Here is an 18,410-nt window from a genome sequence, read left to right as displayed (position 1 = left end):
CTCAGCCGAGGCGTGACAGCACCTCGATGGGGTCGGCGAGCACCTGGGCGAAGGCCAGCTCGGCGGCCCCCACCACCGTGGCGTCGTCACCGAGCGCCGAGATGCGCAGCCGCAGCCGCTCACGCGACGCCACCAGCGTCGAGGTGTTGATCCGGGTCCTGACCTGGGCGGCCGCGCCGAGATACAGCTCCCTCAGCACTCCCCCGAAGACGACCATCTCCGGGTTGAAGATGTTGATCAGATTCGCCACGCCGAGACCGAGCCAGTCGCCGACCCTGTGCAACGCGTCCTGCGCCCGTACGTCCCCCCGGTCGGCCGCGTCGACGACGGCGCGCACGGCCTCCCTGCCGGTGACCTCGGTGCTGCGGCCGGCCAGCTCGATGAGCGCGCGTTCCCCGACCTCGGCCTCCAGGCAGCCGCGGGATCCGCAGGCGCAGGGACGCCCACCGGGGTTGACGACCATGTGGCCGACCTCGCCGCCGTAACCGGCCAGGCCGCCGAGCAGCTGGCCGTTCACCACGATGCCGCCGCCGATGCCCACGTCACCGTGCAGGTAGACGAGGTCGCGGCAGCCGAGGCCGACACCGCGCGACTGCTCGGCGATCGCGCCCACGTTGCCGTCGTTGCCGACCGTGACCGGCAGGCCCAGGGCCAGCTTCTTGGACAGCTCCTCGCCGAACGGCGCGTCCTTGAACCCGATGTTGGGCCCGAACCTGACGACGCCGTCCGTCCGGCCGACCGAACCGCAGATCGCCGCCGCCACCCCGACGCAGACCGTGTCCGGGCGGGTCTTGCGGTGCATCTGCCGCGCGAAGCCCGCCAGCGCCGCGACGACCTCCGGCATCTCGAAGCCGCCGCGCGGGCGCACCGTCTCGCGGCGGTCGAGGATCACGCCGCCGAGGCCGACCCGGGCAGCGACCAGCCGGTCGACGCCAACGTCGAAGGCGAGGACGTAGACCCGGGCGGACTCGGGCCGGACGACCAGGGAGGGCCGTCCGGCCCGCCCGGTCTCGCGCGGCAGTTCCTCGCGCACCAGCCCCGCCGCCGTCAGGTCGGCGGTGAGCGCCATGATGGTGCTGCGGTTCAGCCCCATGCGGTTGGTCAGCTCGGCCCGGGACGTCGGCCCGCCGAGATGGACATGGCGGAGCAGGGTGCCCAGGTTGTGCCTGCGGATCTCCTCCTGTGAGGGACCTGCGCGCATCATTCGTCCGGGCTTCGTCGGGGGTTCATGGCTCGGGGACCACCTTAGCGGGGTCATCTCCTGCCGGTGGCCGCCGCCCTCTTGCGGGACAGGGCGTCCACACCCGCGGCGAGCAGCAGCACGCAGCCGGTGACCGCGAACTTGACGCCCGAGGTGTAGCCCATCAGGCCCATGCCGTTCTCGATCACCGCCACCACGGCGCCGCCCAGGAGCGCGTCCAGCGCCCGGCCCTTGCCGCCGAAGAGGCTGGTGCCGCCGATCACCGCGGCGCCCACGGCGAACAGCAGAACGTTACTGCCGCCCGTGTTCGGATCGACCGAGTTGGCCCGGGAGGCCGCGATGATGCCGCCGATCGACGCCATGAACGAGCAGATGACGAACGCCGAGATGCGGATCCGGTCCACGTCGATGCCGGCGCGGCGCGCCGCCTCCGCGTTGCCGCCCACCGCGTAGATGTGCCTGCCGTACGCGGTGCGATGCAGCACGAACGTCCACAGGAGCAGCAGGACGACGATCACGGGCACCACGATCGGCACGCCCTTGAGCGAGACGATGACGGCGTTGCGGCTGCGCTCCAGGTTGAGCACGAAGACGGCGGCGCCCGAGATCACCGCGAGCGAGCCCACGCGGAACGCGATCAGCGACATGGGACTGGCGGACAGGCCCCTGGCCGTCCGGCGGCGGGACTGCAGCACCTGGAGCACCGCGTAGACGAGCACGCCCGCCACGACGCACGCCCACCCCAGCACGGGAGGCATGTTCTTGTTGGCGATCGCCAGGATCGTCTGGTCCCGGATCGAGATGTTGGTTCCCTCCTTGAGCAGCAGCAGGACGACGCCCTGGAAGGCCAGGAACGCGGCCAGCGTGACCACGAAGGAGGGGATGCCGAGCTTGGCCACCAGTGTGCCGATCACCAGGCCGATGGCGGCGCCGGTCGCCATCGCGGCGAGGGCGGCCGCGTACCAGGGCCAGCCCTCGTTGGTGAGCAGCACTCCGAGGACCGCCGCGCAGACGCCGCTGGCGAAGCCGGCCGACAGGTCGATCTCGCCGAGCAGCAGCACGAAGATCAGGCCCATCGCGATGACCGCGACCGCCGCGCCCTGGGTGAACAGGTTGGCGAAGTTGATGGGCGAGAGGAACGCCGGGCGCAGGATGGAGAACACCGCGCAGAGCACGACCAGCCCGATCACCGCCGGCAGCGCGCCGAGGTCGCCGCCGCGGACGCGTTCCAGGTAGTCGCGGACGTGCCTGCCGATGGCCGGGGCGCCGGTGGTGCCCTTCTCCGGAACCGTGGTGGTCGTCATGACGTAGCTCCGTTGCCGTTCTGCAGGCCGAGCTCGCCGCTGCGTCCGGCCGTGATGAGTTCCACGACCTGCGAGTGCGTGACCTCGGAGGTCTTCACCTGGGCGGCCATCCGGCCAAGGTAGAGCGCCGCGATCCGGTCGGACACGGCGAACACGTCGTTCATGTTGTGCGAGATGAGCACCACGGCGAGCCCCTTGTCGGCCAGGCGGCGCACCAGGTCGAGGACCTGCGCGGTCTGCGCGACGCCGAGGGCCGCGGTCGGCTCGTCGAGGATGACGACCTTGCTGTTCCAGAGGACGGCCTTGGCGATGGCGACGGTCTGCCGCTGACCTCCGGAGAGGCTGGAGACCCGCTGGCGGAGCGACTTGACCGTGCGGACTGAGAGGCCCTCCAGGGTCTTGGCCGCCAGCTCCTCCATCGTGGCCTCGTCCAGGATCAGGCCGCTCCTGCGTTCCCGTCCGAGGAACATGTTCTGCACGATGTCGAGGTTGTCGCAGAGCGCGAGGTCCTGGTAGACGATCTCGACGCCCAGGGCGGCCGCGTCCCTGGGCCCGCCGACGTGGACCTTCGCGCCTTCGAAGAAGTACTCGCCGGAGTCGATCGGGTGGATGCCGCCGATGCACTTCACCAGCGTGGACTTCCCCGCTCCGTTGTCGCCGACGAGCGCGGTCACCTCTCCGGGGTACACCGAAAAGGCGACGTCGTGAAGGACCTGCACGGGACCGAAGCTCTTGTCGATGCCGCGCAGCTCCAGGACAGGTGCCTGGGACACGATGGACTACTCCGTTGCTCGGGGGCCGGCACCGCCCGCGGGCCGGGCGCGGGAGCGCCTCGCGGCGCGTCCCGCGCCCGGCCGCCGGAGCGCGAGCCGTACACGGCCGGGAGGGAAGGTGACTAGCTGATTCCGGCCTCGGTGCACTTGGCGGCGAAGTCACCGGTGCACAGCTCGTCCTTGCTGACGTATCCGTCGGCCACGACGTCCTTGACGCTGTCGAAGAAGATGGCCTTCGGGGTGAGCAGGACCGCGGCGACGTCCTTGCCGGTCTCGGTGTCCTTGACGCTGCCGTTCGCGGCCGGCTTCTGGCCCTGAGCGAGGGCGATCGCGAGCTGCGCGGTCGCGTCCGCCTCCTGCTTGACCGCCTTGTAGACCGTCATGCACTGGTCGCCGGCGAGGATGTTCTGCAGGCCCTGGACGGTGGCGTCCTGGCCGGTGACCGGCACCTTGCCGTTGAGCTTGTTCTTCTTCAGCACCGAGATGGCGGCGTTGCCGAGGCCGTCGTTGGCCGCGAGGACACCGGCGATCTTGGGCGTGCTGGTCAGCATCTGCTCGAAGATGGTGCCGGCCTGGGTGTTGTCCCAGTCGGGCACGGACTGGTCGGGACCCTTGACATAGTCACCGGCGTCGTACTTGGGCTTGAGGACGCCGTCGTAGCCCTCCTTGAACAGGGTGGCGTTGTTGTCCGTGGGCGAGCCGTTCAGCTCGGCGATGATCGGCTTGTCGGCCTTCTTCTCGGTCAGGCACTGGACCAGGCCCTCGCCCTGGAGCTTGCCGACAGCGGTGTTGTCGAAGCTCACGTAGTAGTCGGCGTTGCCGCCCAGGGTGAGCCGGTCGTAGTCGATGGTGGCGACGCCCTGCGACTTCGCCTTGTCGAGGACGGCCTTGCCGGTGCCGCTGTCGAGGTTGACGATCGCCAGGACGGTGACGTTGTTCGTGATCATCTGGTCGGCGATGGTCTGGAAGGCGTTCTTGTCGCCCTGCGCGTTCTGGATCTCGTAGGCGACGCCCGCGGCCTTGAACGCCTCTTCGAGGTACTTGCGGTCGGCGGTCTCCCACCGGGCCGAGGACTTGCTGTCGGGGAGGATGACGCCGATCTTTCCGGTCGTGGCCGTGGAGGCGGAGGGCGCGTCGCCGCCCTGCGCGGCGGTGGTGTCACCGCTATCGCCCCCGCAGGCGGTGAGACCGAGGGAAAGCGCCGCGGTCGCGGCGGCGATGCTGAGGATCCCTTTGCGCATACTGCCTGGGTCCTTTCTCTGACACTGGGGGTCTGGGCTGGGCCGAGCTCTGCGCCGAGCCGGTACGGCGACGCCGGGTCACGGCGGACACCGATCCGGGTGAATGTTGTTTGGCACAACGTAATTCAGACCCAATGCTGTTGAAAGACACAGGAATGTAACGTTTGTTGTTCGGAGTAACAATCACGAAACGCGCGGTCAATGAGCCTGACCGGCCAGGCTCTGCACGATCAGGGCGCACGCGGAGACGGCGGCCACGGCGAGGACGGCCGCGCGGGCCCGCCCTCCGTCGAGGTAGCGCCGCAGCGGCCCGGAGACGAGGAATCCGACGACCAGGAACGGGATGAGCGAGAGTCCGGCCACGACGGCCCTCTCGGGCAGCTTCCCGACCACCCGCAGGGCGACCAGGGACTGCAGGGCACTCAGGAAGAAGAACATGGCCAGCGTCGCCCGGATCTGCGGTCCCTTGGCGCTCTGGTAGACCAGCCCCATCGGCGGGCCGCCGATGCCCGTGGCCGTACCGGTCACGCCCGAGCAGAAGCCCGCGCCGGCCAGCGTGGCGGCATTGCGCGGCACGCTCACCGCCCGCGCGCTGAGCACGACCGCGATCACCACCATCACGCCGACCAGCACGCCCAGCGTCCCCGCGCTGACATGGACGACCACGAACGCCCCGGCGAACGTGCCGGGGAGACGGCCGAGAACGGCGAAGCCGAGCCCGCGCCAGTCAACCCTGCGCCACTCGACGGCCAGCGTGAACAGCGGAAGCGTCACGTTGACCACCTGGACGGCGCCCGGCATGACGGTCGGGTCGAGCAGTGTCAGCAACGGAGCGGCCACCAGACCCAGACCGAAACCCACGCCGCCCTGGACGATCGCGCCCGCGCACACCGCCAGGCCGGCGAGGAGCAGGAGATGAACATCATGATCCATGCCAGCAGAGGCTAACCACCGTCCGAAACCCGGCTCCGCCCGGCACGCCCCTCCGCCATAAGTGACATACCCAGACAATCACTGACAGTAATCGAATCCTCTTGCGAGAGTAATCGGACGGTCACTAAAATCGGCTTTAGACGGAGCGGTAGACCAGCATGTAGATATCGCCGTAGCCTCAACGGTATGAGCACCGAACCCAAGACGACGACGATCCGGGTCAGCTTCGTCACACGCGACGAGATCGCGAAACTCGCCGAACAGGAAGGAAAGTCCATGACGGCAGTGGTGGAACAGGCCATCCGGCAGTACGAGAGGAAGCAGTTCTGGACGAAGGTGCGGGCGCAGATCGAGCAGACCAAGCAAGAGGACCCGGAGGCATGGGAGGACTACCTGACGGAGGTTCAGCAGATCGATGGTGCGCGATCCACTTCCGTGAAGATCGCCCCCGAGTGGGAAGGGCTCGTCGAGCTGCCCGAAGGAGACCGGTGAAGAAGATTTCCCAGGGCGAGATCTGGTTCGCCGACTTCGGCTCGCCGGTCGGACGGGAGCAGGCGTACCCGCGTCCCGCTCTCGTGATCAGCAACGACGATTACAACACGGCGGGCTTCGAACTCGTCATCGTTGTTCCCCTCACGACCAGGGAGCGCGGATGGAACCACCATGTGGAGATCCCCCCAGGTGATTCCGGCCTGCGCAAGACGAGCTGGGCGATGGTCCAGCAGGTCAGGTCGCTCTCTCCCCTGCGTTTGTCGACGAGGCTCGGCGAGGTGCCCCCTGAGAAGGTCGAAGAGGTCCTCGGCGTACTGGGGCGGATGGTCTAGAAAACACCGGAGCCGTCCGGGGAGGGAGGTTGTCCCTGCCCGGACGGCTCCGGTGTGTTCGAGGTTGGATGCCCCCGGTCACGTGCCCAAGAGAGATGGTGGGGGCACGTCCCGGCCGCCGAGAAGGCGGCCGGGGTCCGCGTCCGGCCGCTCAGCTCTTGGCGAGCAGCGAACGCAGGACGTACTGCATGATCCCGCCGTGGCGGTAGTAGTCCGCCTCTCCGGGAGTGTCGATCCGCACGACGGCCTGGAACTCGACGTCCCCGGCGCGCACGGTCACGGTGGCGGGCGTGCCGCCCGTGTTGAGCTGCTCGACCCCGACGATGTCGAAGGTCTCCTCGCCGGTCAGGCCCAGGGAGGCCGCGCTCTGGCCCTCCGGGAACTGGAGCGGGAGGACGCCCATGCCGATGAGGTTGGAGCGGTGGATGCGCTCGTACGACTCGGCGATGACGGCGCGGACGCCGAGCAGCGCGGTGCCCTTGGCGGCCCAGTCACGGGACGAGCCGGAGCCGTACTCCTTGCCGGCCAGGACCACCAGCGGGATGCCCGCGGCCTGGTAGTTCTGCGACGCGTCGTAGATGAAGGACTGCTCGCCGCCCTTGGTGAAGTCGCGGGTGTAGCCGCCCTCCACACCGGTCAGCAGCAGGTTCTTCAGCCGGATGTTGGCGAACGTGCCGCGGATCATCACCTCGTGGTTGCCCCGGCGGGAGCCGTACGAGTTGAAGTCCTTGACCTCGACGCCGTTCTCGCGCAGGTACTGCCCGGCGGGCGAGTCAGCCTTGATCGAGCCGGCCGGCGAAATGTGGTCGGTGGTGACCGAGTCGCCGAGCAGGGCGAGCACCCGGGCGCCGGAGACGTCCGTCACCGGCTCGGGCGAGGCCGGCATCCCCTCGAAGTACGGCGCCTTGCGCACATAGGTCGAGGCCGGGTCCCACTCGAAGGTGTCACCCGTCGGGATCGGCAGCGACTGCCAGTTCTCGTCGCCCTTGAACACGTCGGCGTAGTCCTGCAGGAACATCTCCTGGTCGATGGCCCCGGCCACGACCGCGGAGACCTCCTCCGGCGAGGGCCAGATGTCCTTGAGGAACACCGGCTGCCCGTCGGCGCCGACGCCGAGCGGCTCGTTGTTGAGGTCGATGTCCATCGTGCCGGCCAGCGCGTACGCGACCACGAGCGGCGGGGACGCCAGGTAGTTCATCTTGACGTCGGGGTTGATCCGGCCCTCGAAGTTGCGGTTGCCGGAGAGCACCGCGGTCACCGCGAGGTCGGAGCTCTGCACCGCGGCCGAGATCTCCTCCGGCAGCGGGCCGGAGTTGCCGATGCAGGTGGTGCAGCCGTAGCCGACCAGGTTGAAGCCGAGCTTGTCGAGGTACGGCTGGAGGCCGGAGCGCTCGAAGTAGCCGGTGACGACCTGGGAGCCGGGCGCCAGGGACGTCTTCACCCAGGGCTTGCGGGACAGGCCCTTGTCCACGGCGTTCTTGGCGAGCAGCGCCGCGCCGAGCATGACGTACGGGTTCGAGGTGTTGGTGCACGACGTGATCGCCGCGATCACGACGGCGCCGTGGTCGACCTCGAACGAGGTGCCGTCGGAGAGCGTGACCGGGGTCGGACGGTTCGGACGGCCGCCGTTCAGCCGGGCGGCGTGCGGGACGTCACCCGCGCCGCCGTGGGAGATCGCCGGGGAGTCCGAGGCCGGGAACGACTCGTCGGAGGCCTCATCGGTGGGACCCTGGATGCTGTCGCCCGGGACGTAGTCGCGAACGGCGGCCCGCCAGGCATCCTTGGCCGTGGCCAGGGCGATGCGGTCCTGCGGGCGCTTCGGCCCGGCGATCGACGGGACGACGGTGGACAGGTCCAGCTCGATGTACTCGGAATACAGCGCTTCCTGCGCGGAGCTCCGCTCCGACCCAGGCTCCGGAGCGGACGGGTCCAGCCAGAGGCCCTGCTCCTTGGCGTACGCCTCGACGAGGGCGACCTGCTCGGCCGAGCGGCCGGTGAGCGTGAGGTAGCTGATCGTCTCGTTGTCGATCGGGAAGATCGCGCAGGTGGAGCCGAACTCGGGGCTCATGTTGCCGATGGTGGCGCGGTTGGCCAGCGGCACGCTGGAGACGCCCTCGCCGTAGAACTCGACGAACTTGCCGACGACGCCGTGCTTGCGCAGCATCTCGGTGATCGTGAGGACGAGGTCGGTGGCGGTGGCGCCGGCGGGCAGCTTGCCCGTCAGCTTGAAGCCGACCACGCGCGGGATCAGCATCGAGATCGGCTGGCCGAGCATCGCGGCCTCGGCCTCGATGCCGCCGACGCCCCAGCCGAGGACGCCGATGCCGTTCTCCATGGTCGTGTGCGAGTCGGTGCCGACGCAGGTGTCGGGGTAGGCCTTGCCGTCCCGGATCATGACGACGCGGGCCAGGTGCTCGATGTTCACCTGGTGGACGATGCCGGTGCCCGGCGGGACGACCTTGAACTCGTCGAACGCGGTCTGGCCCCAGCGCAGGAACTGGTAGCGCTCGTGGTTGCGCTCGTACTCGCGCTGCACGTTGCGCACGAAGGAGTCGGGTCCGCCGAAGAAGTCGACGATGACGGAGTGGTCGATGACCATCTCCGCCGGAGCGAGCGGGTTGATCCGCGCCGGGTCGCCGCCCAGGTCGCGCACGGCCTCGCGCATGGTGGCGAGGTCCACGACACACGGCACGCCGGTGAAGTCCTGCATGATCACACGCGCGGGCGTGAACTGGATCTCGACGCTCGGAGTGGCGTTCGGATCCCAGCTCGCGAGGGCGCGGATGTGCTCGGCGGTGATGTTCGCGCCGTCCTCCGTACGGAGCAGGTTCTCCAGGAGGATCTTCAGACTGTACGGGAGGCGCGCCGACCCTTCGACGGCGTCCAGCCGGTAGATCTCGTATGACGCGTCACCGACGCGCAACGTGCCACGGCTGCCGAAGCTGTTCTCGGACACGACGTTTCGCCTCCCCAGGTTCCGGGCTGTCACAATTCGCCTACGCATCCTCCCGCACCTCGGATCGCGTCCGACAGTTAGGTCTACCTAACCGGCCTCGGGAGTCTCTCGATATCAAGATATCTCGGTAGATATCTTGATATCAAATTAACTGCCCGGCGGGCACCGTCCGGGCCGGATGGAGTGCCACGGGACGCCCTCGGCGGCACGCTCAGTCCATCGCAAGGCGGAACTCGTGCACGGCGCCGTACCTCTGACCGGTGGCCAGCCGCACCTCCCCGCTCTTCTGGCCGTAGACGATCGACCACTGGGTGTGGCCCTGCTTGAGGCGGGCGAGCAGATCCATGGCCTGGACGGCCGAGAGCCCGCCCCCGGCGCCGCCCAAGGTTTCGGCCGCGGTGCGGTAGCGCCAGTCCGCCTGCCGGCTCTCCTCGGTGGAGCCCACGAAGGCGAAGTTCGTCATGGCCTGCCAGGGCCCCTGCCCGCGCCGCACCACAATCTCGCCGTCGTCGAACTCGACGATCGCCGACCGGCCCTCCGCGTCGGCGACCATGTAATGCAGCGGCGGGCTGTCGGTGAAGTCGACGTTGTACCGGCCGAACACCGCGATCGCCTCATCCACCGTCGATGCCTCGTCCAGCACCAGCCGCATGACGCGGACGCTTCCGACGGTGCGCTTCCGGGCGTCGAAGCTCGGTTTCGCCTCCGGCACGGTGGCCATGCCCACGACCAGTCCCTTGGAGTTCATCCCATCGAACGGCAGCAGCGGCGCCCGCAGCAGGGCCTTCCTCCCGGCGTCGGTGATGAAGTCGGCGCCCGACCGCAGTCCGAGGTACGACACGTCCACCATGGACACCGACGCGTGCCCGTCCGGCGGGGAGGTGAACAGCAGCAGCGCGGGCTGGTGGGCGAAGTCGAAGTTCCGGCCGAACACGGGGTGCGCCGGGTCGCCGTGCGCGGCGAACAACGAGCATCCGAAGGTGGCCGGCGTCAGTGCGGGTGCGATCGACATAAGGCGGTCGTATCCGCCCTTGTAGGTCATGGTCCACAGCGGGTGGTCGTCGACCTTGCGGAGGCTCGCCAGCGTTGCGTCCTGGTCGCGGGACAGGGACTCCCGACCGGCCGCGGGCCCGGAAGTGGACCCGGAAGTGGACCCGGAAGTGGACCCGGAAGTGGACGGGGACGCGGGTGGGGGCGCAGATAGGAACGGAGCCTGCGCCGCGTCGCCCGTCAGGGACGGCGCGACCCGCCCGGCGGGGGACGGCGCGGGAGCGGCTCCGGTCCCGCAACCGGCGAGCGTCGCGGCGGCGAGCAGGATCGTGGCCGCGGTCCTGGTGGCTTTGTCCATGCCGCCATGATCTCCCGCTGATGACCGGCTCGGCAGCCCCCAAAGCGTACGGGTGACCCTGCCGCCGCAGGGTCCCAGCCCCTCTGGGGCCGGGTGCCAGCGGCGGCGCCGCGCTGACGCACGGCCATGTGGTGGATGGAGTCAGACGGCGGGCATGAGCCGCAGGCAGAGCAGGGCGACGACGGCCAGGGAGAGCGCGGGAGCGAGGACCTTCTGCTCGAACGCCTTCCCGGTCTTGAAGCCGATCTTGTATGGCAGGACCCAGCGCCCCTTGATCGGCCACAGCACGGGACAGCCGTGCTCTGTCAGGCAGTCGCCGACGACGTGCGTCAGGCAACCGACGGCGATGGCGACCCCGAGCCAGGCGTACTGCACCCCCAGCAGGTGGAAGGTCGTGAAGACGCCGGCGGTGAGGAAGATGTTGACCACGGCGGACGTGAGCGTCTTCCCCGGCACGCCGATGCCGATCGCGCGCAGCGCCAGGCCGATCATGAGGACCACGACGATGTCGCGCCCGATCGGGTAGTTGTCGGCCAGGAAGTGCGTGCCCAGACCCATGGCGATGGCGAACAGCAGCGAGTGGGTGGCGTGCCGGTGGCCGCCGCTGACGACGTTGACGGCCTTGCTCAGCCAGTGGGTGACCGGTCCGAAGGTCTGGGCGATCGTGGCGCTGGGGTGGTCGAGGTCCGGCAACATGGCGGCACCCGCGCAGACCAGTGCCCCAGCGATCAGCTCCGTCGGGCTGAGCACGTTGGCGGTCACGGGCGCGAGCTCCGGCGCGATGGCGGCCGGGAGCGCGGCCAGGCCGGGAGCGACCCCGAGCCACACGACCGCCCCGCTCAGGGAGTGCGAGTGTCCCATCATGTCCAGATCACGCCTGGTAATGCTACGGGAAAGCACCGACAAAATCGATCTTTATCGCGCGTGGCGCGTTCCATGCGGCGGATCCGATGGGCCGGGAGCGCACCAGACCGGGACTTCTCGGGCCCGCACTCTCAGGAGCACGGGACAACGCCCGCCGGCCTCCCGAGCGAGCCCCTCAGAAGGAGCGGAAAATGAAGACGGGATCGTTCCGCTCCAAGAGCACCCCCCAGCCCTCTCAGAGCAGAACAATCCCGTCTATTGGTCGCAACGCTTCGGTCTCGGGTCGTGTTCCCGCGTTCCGCACTGATTTCTTGTGATCTAGGTCACGACCCTGATGACCTGGCCAGTTCCACCGTTGTAACGGTCCGCAGGAACGGGATCGGAAGCATCGCCACCGTCACGGCGAACAGCGCGAAGGCCGTCCGGAGCCCGAAGATCTCCGCGAGTAGCCCGCCGAGGCCTGCGCCCAGCGGGAGCGTTCCCCAGCCGAGCAACCGGGCCGCCGCGCCGTACCTGCCGAGGAGGCGGTCGGGCACGAGCGCCTGCGCGATCGTGCGGGAGTTGACCGTCCAGAGTGTGCCGCCCATCCCCCCGGCGAAGGCCCCGGCCGCCACCGCCCAGGCCGCCGGGAAGATCGCGGGCACGCCCATCATGAGGAACGTCCCGACGAGGTCGGCGAAGAGCGCCCACCGGACACCCAGCAGGCGGTTGATCACGGTGACCAGCCCCGCGCCCGCCAGCCCGCCCAGTCCAATCGCACTGATCAGGAATCCGTACCCGGCGGCGTCCGCCTCCAGCACCGAGGCGGCGTAGGACGGCAGCAGCGCCAGCCACGCGCTCCAGGACGCGGCGAGCACGGCGATCGTCAACGTGAGGGTGCGCAGCAGGCGATGCCCCCACACGAAAGCGAGCCCCTCCCGGATCTCCGCGACCACGCCACCGGCGCCGGACGGCGCGCCGCCCCCTTCCCCGGTACAGCCCGGCGAGGCGGGGACGGGGCGGAATCGGCCGACCAGCATGGCGATGAGCACGGCACCCATGGCGAACGCCGCCACCACGGAGCCCAGCGCAACCGCGGCTCCCAGACCCACGAGGAGCCCGCCCACCGCGGGACCGCAGAACTCGTTGGCCAGCGTCTCGGCCCCGGCGATCCAGGCGTTGGTCCGGCTCCGCCGTTCCGCCGGTACGGCCGCGGGCACCAGGGCTCCGCTCGCCGTGTTGGCGACGACCTCGGCGACCCCGACGACCAGCCCGCACGCGTACAGCACGGGCAGCGAGTTCGCGTCGGCCGCGACGGCGGCGAGCAGGCCCGCGGCGGCCGCGAGCCGGACGAGGTCGGCCCCGATGGCGAGTACGCGCCGGTCCGCGCGGTCGGCGAGCACGCCCACCGGCAGCGACACGACCAGCCACGGAAGCGTGAGCGTGAGGCCGACCAGCGCGACCTGGCCCGGCGAGCCGCCCAGCCGCACGGCGAGCAGCGGCAACACGATCTTCAGGACCCCGTCCGCCAGGTTGGTCATCGCGGTGAACGCGACGAGCACGACCTCGTTCCTGCGGGCCCGGGACGGTCCGCCCAGCCCGGCGACCGGCTCCCGCGCCTCTGAGTGCGTCCGGTTCGCACCGCCGTTCCCCGTGCCAGATGCCCCGACTTCGTCCGTACCGGTGGCAACCGCGCCATCCTCGATCATCAACACCACCAAAATCGTTTAGATGGTGTCAGCATAGCGACCTCGCCCCGCCGGGTCGATCCACTTCGCCCCCCCACCCGGGACCGGCCTGTCGCATTTAAGGGATTGCTCCAGTAATGTTCTCGATATATCGTTGAAGCATCGAAGAACAATCGAAAGAACGTCAGGAGACGAACGTGAACCACACGCATGCGATGAGGGGGCCATGGGCCCTCCACCACATCGGCCACGGGATGCGGGAAGCCCTCCGCGAGGCCGCGCGCCACGGCGCCGCGACCTGGAACCCCGGCCACCACGGCGGAGCGCCGCACGGCCACCACGGCCCGCACGACGAGGGAGGGGCGCACGAGCGCCGGCACCGCGGAGGACCGTGGGGGCGCGGCCCCTTCGGCGGCGGCTTCGGTCCCGGCGGCCCCTTCGGCGGCCCGGGCTTCCCGTTCGGCGGGCGCGGCTTCGGCCGGGGGCGCAAGGCCAAGCGCGGCGACGTCCGCGCCGCGATCCTCGCCCTGCTCGCGGAGGAGCCCCGCAACGGGTACCAGATCATCCAGGAGATCGCCCAGCGCAGCCAGGGCGGCTGGAAGCCCAGCCCCGGCGCGGTCTACCCCGCGCTCCAGCAGCTCACCGACGAGGGCCTGGTCCGCGCCGACGAGGCCGAAGGGCGCAAGACGTTCCGCCTGACCGAGGCCGGGCTGGCCTACATCGCCGAGCACCAGGACGAGGTCCGGGCTCCCTGGGAGGAGATGACGCCGGACATCGGGGAGGACGTGCACGAGCTGTTCGACCTGTCCCGCCAGGCCGCCTCGGCGCTGTTCCAGATCGCGCACAGCGGCAGCGAGAGCCAGGTCAGCAAGGCCAGGCAGGTGCTCGTCGAGACCCGCCGCAAGCTCTACCACATCCTGGCCGACGGCGACACCGAGGACGAGTGACGCGCGGTGTCCCCTTCCTCCCAGGACCGCACCGCGGGTTTCCCGCACGACGAGGTGAGGTGATCGACATGTCTTTCTCCGAGCAGCCGTCTTCTTCGCGGCCGGAAAGGCCTTCGACGTCCCAGCCGGAGCCGGCACCGCGTGACGGACTCCGCATCGGGGACCGCGAGCGCGACGAGGTGACCGGAGCGCTGCACGACGCGTTCGCCCAGGGCCGCATCACCCGCGAGGAGCTGGACGAGCGCCTCGACGCCACGCTCGCCGCGAAAACCGAGGGCGACCTGCGCCGGGTGACCGCCGACCTGCCCGGCGGGTACGGCCGGGAGCCGGGCGGCGGACAGGAGGGAGCCCGCTGGGCTCCCGGCCACCGGGGGCGCCCCGGCGGGGCGGGTCACCTTCCCTGGGCCGCCGACCAGCCGGAACACGGCCCGCGGGACGCCGGGACCGGCCACCGCCCGTGGACCCTGGGCGGCCCCGGCCTCGCCCCGTGGGCGGCCCGTGGACCGGGGCACAGGCCCGGCCCGTGGGGCCACGGCCCCTTCCTGTGGAGCCGCCACGCGGCCGAGGCACGACGCGGACCATACGGCAGGCGCCGCGGCGGCCCGCCGCCGGTCGCCTTCCTGATCGTCGCGGGCCTCGTCACCGCGGCGCTGGTGTCCGGGGTGACCTGGCCGCTGTTCGCCGCGCTCAAGCTGCTCTTCTTCGCCTGGATCGCGATGGCCGTGCTCGGCTTCGCCCACCACCGCCGCTATCCCCGGCAGCACCGGCACAGCGGCCGATCCTGAACCGATCAGGTCGCTTGATCGTCGCGGCGGTCAGCCCGGGTCGGCGTGTGCCAGGCCGGCCTCGTAGGCGACGATCGCGGCCTGGACGCGGTTGTTCAGACCGAGCCGGAGCAGGATCGCGCTGACGTGGGACTTGACGGTGCCCTCCGAGAGGAAGAGCTCGCGGCCGATGTCCTGGTTGGACAGGCCCCGGCCGACGAGGGCGAGCACCTCGCGCTCGCGCGGCGTCAGCGTCTCCGCGTGCCTGCGCGCGGTGTCCGCCCTGGAGAGCCGGCCGCCGCCCAGGCGTGCGATGACCTTCTGCGCGATCCTCGGCGACAGGTACGCCGCGCCGTCGGCGACCGCCCGCACCCCGATGATCAGCTCGCGCGGGTCGGCGGCCTTGAGCAGGAAACCGGCGGCGCCCTCGGCGAGCGCTCGGGAGACGTACTCGTCCTCGTCGAACGTGGTCAGCACGATGATCGCGACGTCGGGTACGGCGGCGCGCAGCTCGGCGACGGCGGACAGCCCGTCGAGCCGGGGCATGCGGATGTCGAGCATCGCGATGTCGGGCCGGTGCGCGCGCACCAGCTCGACCGCCTCGCGCCCGTCCGCGGCCTCGGCGACCACTTCGATCTCCGGGTCCGTGGTCAGGATCGACCGCACCCCCACCCGGATCATGGGCTCGTCGTCGGCCAGCACCACCCGGATCACCGGCTCACCTCGCTTTCTCCCTGGCCGCTTGGAAACCGTGCCGTCACGGCGAATCCGCCCTCGTGCGGTCCCGCGCGCAGCGTGCCGCCGAGCAGCCGTACCCGCTCGCGCAGACCCGCTAGGCCGCTGCCGCCGCCGGACGGCCCGGGCTCGTCGCGAGCCGCGGAGTTGCGCACCGTGACCGCGACCGCCTGGGCGGACCGCTCGACATGGACGAGCACGTCCGCGCCGGGCGCGTGCCGGGCGGCGTTGGTCAGCGACTCCTGCACCACCCGGTGGACGGCCCTGTCCACCAGGGGAGGCAGCGCCGCCGGCTCCCCGTCGTGCCGGAACTCGACCGCCATCCCGGCGTCTCGCGCGCGATCCACCAGTGCCTCGACGGTCTCGTCCGGCGGCTGAGTCGGCGTCCGGCTCGCCACGTCGCCCGCCCCTCCGGTCACGTCCGCGGGGGCGGCGCCGGTCTCCCGCAGCACTCCGACCGTACGGCGGAGCCGGTCGGTCGCGGTGACCGCGGACGCCCGCAGTCGTGCCACCGCCTCCCGGTTCGGCTCGGTCATGTCGGCGGCGAGTTCCAGCGCTCCGGCGCGCAGCGCGATCAGCGCCAGTTCGTGACCGAGCGAGTCGTGCATGTCGGCGGCGATGCGGGCGCGTTCCCGGAGCCGGGCGCGTTCGGCGATCAGCTCCTGCTCGCGTTCGAGCCGGGCCACCCGTTCCCGGCCCGCCAGCACCAGTTCGGCCTGCTGCCGCCGGAAGCGTCCGGCGAGCCACGGCAGCACCACGAAGAGGCCGAGGGCCATCAGTGCCGTGACGCCCTCCCAGAAGTCCAGCACGACGAAGACCGCCCCGGGCGTCGCGGCGACGGCAAGCAGCAGCCAGTCGCGCCGTTCGGGCAGGTGACGTCCATGGAGGTAGGCGGCGACGGCCAGCACGGCGAACAGAAGCTGCCGCCACGGCGGGACGTCGTCGAGGCGCAGCCCGTTGACGACGCTGATCTCGGCGATCACCGCCAGGATCACACGGTTTCTCACCGCGATGAGACTACCGATCGCGATTCGCGCAGTCTGAGCAGCCGCGTCACGACGGTGGCCGCGCCCGCCGCGGCCGCGACGGCGAAGGTGATCGTCATGGGCGCGGCGGAGTAGGTGAGCTGCTCCCACGTGACGGTCCGGCCGTTCATCAGGAACGAGATCAGATCCCGGTACAGCGCGAACAGCAGCACCGGCAGCAGCGCCGGGACCAGGCGGAGCCCGACCCGCCAGGCGGGACTCCCCATGCGCCGACTCGCCCAGCGGCGCGACCGCAGCACGCCGAGCACCCCCAGCCCCGCCGCGGCCAGCGCGATCAGCCCCAGGACCAGTTCGACCTGCTGCCGACTGCCGCCCGGCACCTCCGGAGTCCCGCCCCGGCTCATCGCCACGAGCCCGGTGAGCACGTCGTAGACGTCGTCGTAGAGGCCGGCGCCGTTGGTCATGACGGCGAAGCCGTACCCCGTGTCCGGGGCGATCGCCTCCACGGCGGTGTACGTGAACAGGTTGCCCGAGTGCACGAGCAGGTCGGCGCCGTCCACCGTCTCCCGGCCCCAGCCCATGCCGTAGTCGCGTACGCCGGAGGAGGTGTGCATGGTCTTCAGGCTGTCCGGCTGCACCAGTTGGGTGCCGTCGCCGGTCTGGCTGATCAGCCACTTGCCCATGTCGGCCGCGTCGGTGACGACGCCGCCCGCGCCGCCGCCGTAGAGGAAGTCGCGCAGCTCCGGCCGCGGCACCCACGCCCCGAACAACGAGTTGAACCCCTTGGACGGCGTGATCTCCTGATCGCCGACGGCGCTGCCGGTCATGCCGAGCGGCCCGAAGACCCGCTGCTTCATGTACTCGCCGAAGCTCATGCCGCCCGCGACCTCGACCAGCCGGGCGGCCACCTCGTAGTTGACGTTGCAGTACGCCCAGCGGGTGCCGGGGGCGGCGGCCAGGGTGCCGCCGCGCAGCGCGGCCACGTAGCCGGCGAGGGTCGTCGCGGACTCCGCCGCGCGGATGTCGACGGTGCCGTCGGAGAGGCCCGAGGTCTGGTTCAGCAGGTGCCGCAGCGTGATGCCGCGGGCGCGCGGGTCGGCCAGGCGGAACTCGGGCAGTTGCTCGGCTACCGGCTCGTCCAGCGAGAGCCTGCCGTCGTCGACCAGGGTCATGACGGCCATGGCGGTGAACGACTTGCTGACCGAGGCGACGCGCATCGGGGTGTTCTCGGTGACGGGCTCGCCCGCCGAATCGTGCCCGTACCCGGCGGCGTGCACGATCTTCCCGTTGTGGGTCACGACGACGGACATCCCGGGCAGAGCCATGGATTCCATGGCCTTGGCGAGGTAGGCGTCGATGGCGGCCGGGGACGGCTCACCGTCGGAGGGCACGGCCGCCGAGACCGGCCGAGATACGGCGGTGGCCGCGGTGGGGGCCACGGCGAGGGACAAGGTCAAGGGGGACACGGCGAGAGACACGGCGAGAGACACAGCCAGGCCGGTCCGCCGGGCAAAGGTGATGAGCTTCCGATTCACGGAAGGAGACACTAGAAATCGGCAGCCTCCGAAAGATCTGGCGATCCGCCACAACCACCCCTGACGAAAGTAGGATCCCGCGCCGCTGACGGCCCAGGGCTCCCGAAGCTCCGCCGTATCCAAGGCCACTCCTCCGGCTACGGCCGCACTGCCAAGCGCCCCGAAATGCAGCCCGTCAACAGCGCGAACATGCGATGAAGATCGGTCGTTTCGCACCAACTCCCCCCGCCCGGTCACCGGCACGAGGCGGAAACCCACAGCAGTAGAACATCGCGGTCCCCTGCGATGGCCTTGCCGTGGCACACTCCAGGGGATGCCCCGAGTGTGGTTTA

16 protein-coding genes are annotated in these 18,410 nt (G+C 70.4%); 4 read left to right on the top strand and 12 right to left on the bottom strand.

The genetic code is table 11. The features are described from left to right. Nucleotide 1: 1 nt before the first annotated feature. The 5 genes from QSK17_RS03495 to QSK17_RS03475 form a co-directional block, all read right to left on the bottom strand. A complete protein-coding gene (locus QSK17_RS03495) occupies nt 2-1,201 on the bottom strand; it encodes an ROK family transcriptional regulator (RefSeq protein ID WP_285702903.1) in 1,200 nt (399 codons plus the stop codon). Nucleotides 1,202-1,254: 53 nt separating this feature from the next. Continuing rightward, on the bottom strand, nt 1,255-2,505 hold the full coding sequence (locus QSK17_RS03490) for a sugar ABC transporter permease (RefSeq protein ID WP_285702902.1): 1,251 nt from the start codon (nt 2,503-2,505) through the stop codon (nt 1,255-1,257). After that, the gene (locus tag QSK17_RS03485) at nt 2,502-3,278 is read right to left on the bottom strand and encodes an ATP-binding cassette domain-containing protein (RefSeq protein ID WP_285702901.1); all 777 of its coding nucleotides are present in this window, start codon (nt 3,276-3,278) and stop codon (nt 2,502-2,504) included. The genes QSK17_RS03490 and QSK17_RS03485 overlap by 4 nt, the downstream gene beginning before the upstream one ends. 122 nt (nt 3,279-3,400) lie before the next feature. Continuing rightward, nucleotides 3,401-4,519 (bottom strand): sugar ABC transporter substrate-binding protein, encoded by a 1,119-nt coding sequence (locus QSK17_RS03480; protein ID WP_285702900.1) that lies wholly within the window; start codon nt 4,517-4,519, stop codon nt 3,401-3,403. A 198-nt stretch (nt 4,520-4,717) separates the two neighbouring features. Then, nucleotides 4,718-5,452, bottom strand: coding sequence for a sulfite exporter TauE/SafE family protein (locus QSK17_RS03475; RefSeq protein WP_285702899.1), 735 nt, complete (start codon nt 5,450-5,452; stop codon nt 4,718-4,720). A gap of 186 nt (nt 5,453-5,638) precedes the next feature. On the opposite strand from QSK17_RS03475, the gene QSK17_RS03470 reads away from it, so the two are divergent. Both QSK17_RS03470 and QSK17_RS03465 read left to right on the top strand, forming a co-directional pair. Then, nucleotides 5,639-5,944, top strand: a complete 306-nt coding sequence (locus QSK17_RS03470; RefSeq protein WP_285702898.1) for a ribbon-helix-helix protein, CopG family — start codon at nt 5,639-5,641, stop codon at nt 5,942-5,944. Further along, the gene (locus tag QSK17_RS03465) at nt 5,941-6,276 is read left to right on the top strand and encodes a type II toxin-antitoxin system PemK/MazF family toxin (protein ID WP_285702897.1); all 336 of its coding nucleotides are present in this window, start codon (nt 5,941-5,943) and stop codon (nt 6,274-6,276) included. The genes QSK17_RS03470 and QSK17_RS03465 overlap by 4 nt, the downstream gene beginning before the upstream one ends. A gap of 151 nt (nt 6,277-6,427) precedes the next feature. Here QSK17_RS03465 and QSK17_RS03460 read toward each other — a convergent pair whose 3' ends face one another. The 4 genes from QSK17_RS03460 to QSK17_RS03445 form a co-directional block, all read right to left on the bottom strand. After that, on the bottom strand, nt 6,428-9,232 hold the full coding sequence (locus QSK17_RS03460) for an aconitate hydratase (RefSeq protein ID WP_285702896.1): 2,805 nt from the start codon (nt 9,230-9,232) through the stop codon (nt 6,428-6,430). A 211-nt stretch (nt 9,233-9,443) separates the two neighbouring features. Continuing rightward, nucleotides 9,444-10,580, bottom strand: a complete 1,137-nt coding sequence (locus QSK17_RS03455) for a linear amide C-N hydrolase (protein WP_285702895.1) — start codon at nt 10,578-10,580, stop codon at nt 9,444-9,446. A gap of 141 nt (nt 10,581-10,721) precedes the next feature. Continuing rightward, complete coding sequence (locus QSK17_RS03450; RefSeq protein ID WP_285702894.1) at nt 10,722-11,444, bottom strand: metal-dependent hydrolase; 723 nt, start codon at nt 11,442-11,444, stop codon at nt 10,722-10,724. 323 nt (nt 11,445-11,767) lie between these two features. Next, complete coding sequence (locus QSK17_RS03445) at nt 11,768-13,132, bottom strand: MFS transporter (RefSeq protein WP_285702893.1); 1,365 nt, start codon at nt 13,130-13,132, stop codon at nt 11,768-11,770. A gap of 176 nt (nt 13,133-13,308) precedes the next feature. Here QSK17_RS03445 and QSK17_RS03440 point away from each other — a divergent pair, with 176 nt between their 5' ends. Together QSK17_RS03440 and QSK17_RS03435 are read left to right on the top strand one after the other, a co-directional pair. Then, on the top strand, nt 13,309-14,058 hold the full coding sequence (locus QSK17_RS03440) for a PadR family transcriptional regulator (protein WP_285702892.1): 750 nt from the start codon (nt 13,309-13,311) through the stop codon (nt 14,056-14,058). Between the two features lie 68 nt (nt 14,059-14,126). Next, complete coding sequence (locus tag QSK17_RS03435; protein WP_285702891.1) at nt 14,127-14,843, top strand: DUF1707 SHOCT-like domain-containing protein; 717 nt, start codon at nt 14,127-14,129, stop codon at nt 14,841-14,843. 30 nt (nt 14,844-14,873) lie between these two features. Here QSK17_RS03435 and QSK17_RS03430 read toward each other — a convergent pair whose 3' ends face one another. Genes QSK17_RS03430 through QSK17_RS03420 form a run of 3 tightly spaced genes read right to left on the bottom strand, consistent with a single transcriptional unit; the run spans nt 14,874 to nt 18,078 of the window. Then, entirely contained in the window at nt 14,874-15,536 is a 663-nt protein-coding gene (locus QSK17_RS03430) for a response regulator (RefSeq protein WP_285702890.1), read from the bottom strand. Beyond that, on the bottom strand, nt 15,533-16,564 hold the full coding sequence (locus tag QSK17_RS03425; protein WP_285702889.1) for a sensor histidine kinase: 1,032 nt from the start codon (nt 16,562-16,564) through the stop codon (nt 15,533-15,535). The genes QSK17_RS03430 and QSK17_RS03425 overlap by 4 nt, the downstream gene beginning before the upstream one ends. Further along, nucleotides 16,561-18,078: a serine hydrolase domain-containing protein gene (locus QSK17_RS03420; RefSeq protein ID WP_285702888.1), complete on the bottom strand. Its 1,518-nt coding sequence runs from the start codon at nt 18,076-18,078 to the stop codon at nt 16,561-16,563. Before QSK17_RS03420 ends, QSK17_RS03425 begins: the two co-directional genes overlap by 4 nt. Nucleotides 18,079-18,410 lie beyond the last annotated feature (332 nt).

Source organism: Microtetraspora sp. NBRC 16547, from assembly GCF_030268965.1.
In the GTDB taxonomy this organism is placed as follows: Bacteria; Actinomycetota; Actinomycetes; order Streptosporangiales; family Streptosporangiaceae; genus Microtetraspora.
The sequence above is the reverse complement of the archived record's forward strand: the minus strand, read 5'-3'. Positions and strand labels throughout refer to the sequence as shown.

What these genes read in the sequence shown, in the direction of transcription:
- QSK17_RS03495 (WP_285702903.1), bottom strand. Translation starts at nt 1,201, where the DNA reads ATGCGCGCAGGTCCCTCACAGGAGGAGATCCGCAGGCACAACCTGGGC.
- QSK17_RS03490 (WP_285702902.1), bottom strand. Translation starts at nt 2,505, where the DNA reads ATGACGACCACCACGGTTCCGGAGAAGGGCACCACCGGCGCCCCGGCC.
- QSK17_RS03480 (WP_285702900.1), bottom strand. Translation starts at nt 4,519, where the DNA reads ATGCGCAAAGGGATCCTCAGCATCGCCGCCGCGACCGCGGCGCTTTCC.
- QSK17_RS03475 (WP_285702899.1), bottom strand. Translation starts at nt 5,452, where the DNA reads ATGGATCATGATGTTCATCTCCTGCTCCTCGCCGGCCTGGCGGTGTGC.
- QSK17_RS03470 (WP_285702898.1), top strand. Translation starts at nt 5,639, where the DNA reads ATGAGCACCGAACCCAAGACGACGACGATCCGGGTCAGCTTCGTCACA.
- QSK17_RS03455 (WP_285702895.1), bottom strand. Translation starts at nt 10,580, where the DNA reads ATGGACAAAGCCACCAGGACCGCGGCCACGATCCTGCTCGCCGCCGCG.
- QSK17_RS03450 (WP_285702894.1), bottom strand. Translation starts at nt 11,444, where the DNA reads ATGATGGGACACTCGCACTCCCTGAGCGGGGCGGTCGTGTGGCTCGGG.
- QSK17_RS03445 (WP_285702893.1), bottom strand. Translation starts at nt 13,132, where the DNA reads ATGATCGAGGATGGCGCGGTTGCCACCGGTACGGACGAAGTCGGGGCA.
- QSK17_RS03435 (WP_285702891.1), top strand. Translation starts at nt 14,127, where the DNA reads ATGTCTTTCTCCGAGCAGCCGTCTTCTTCGCGGCCGGAAAGGCCTTCG.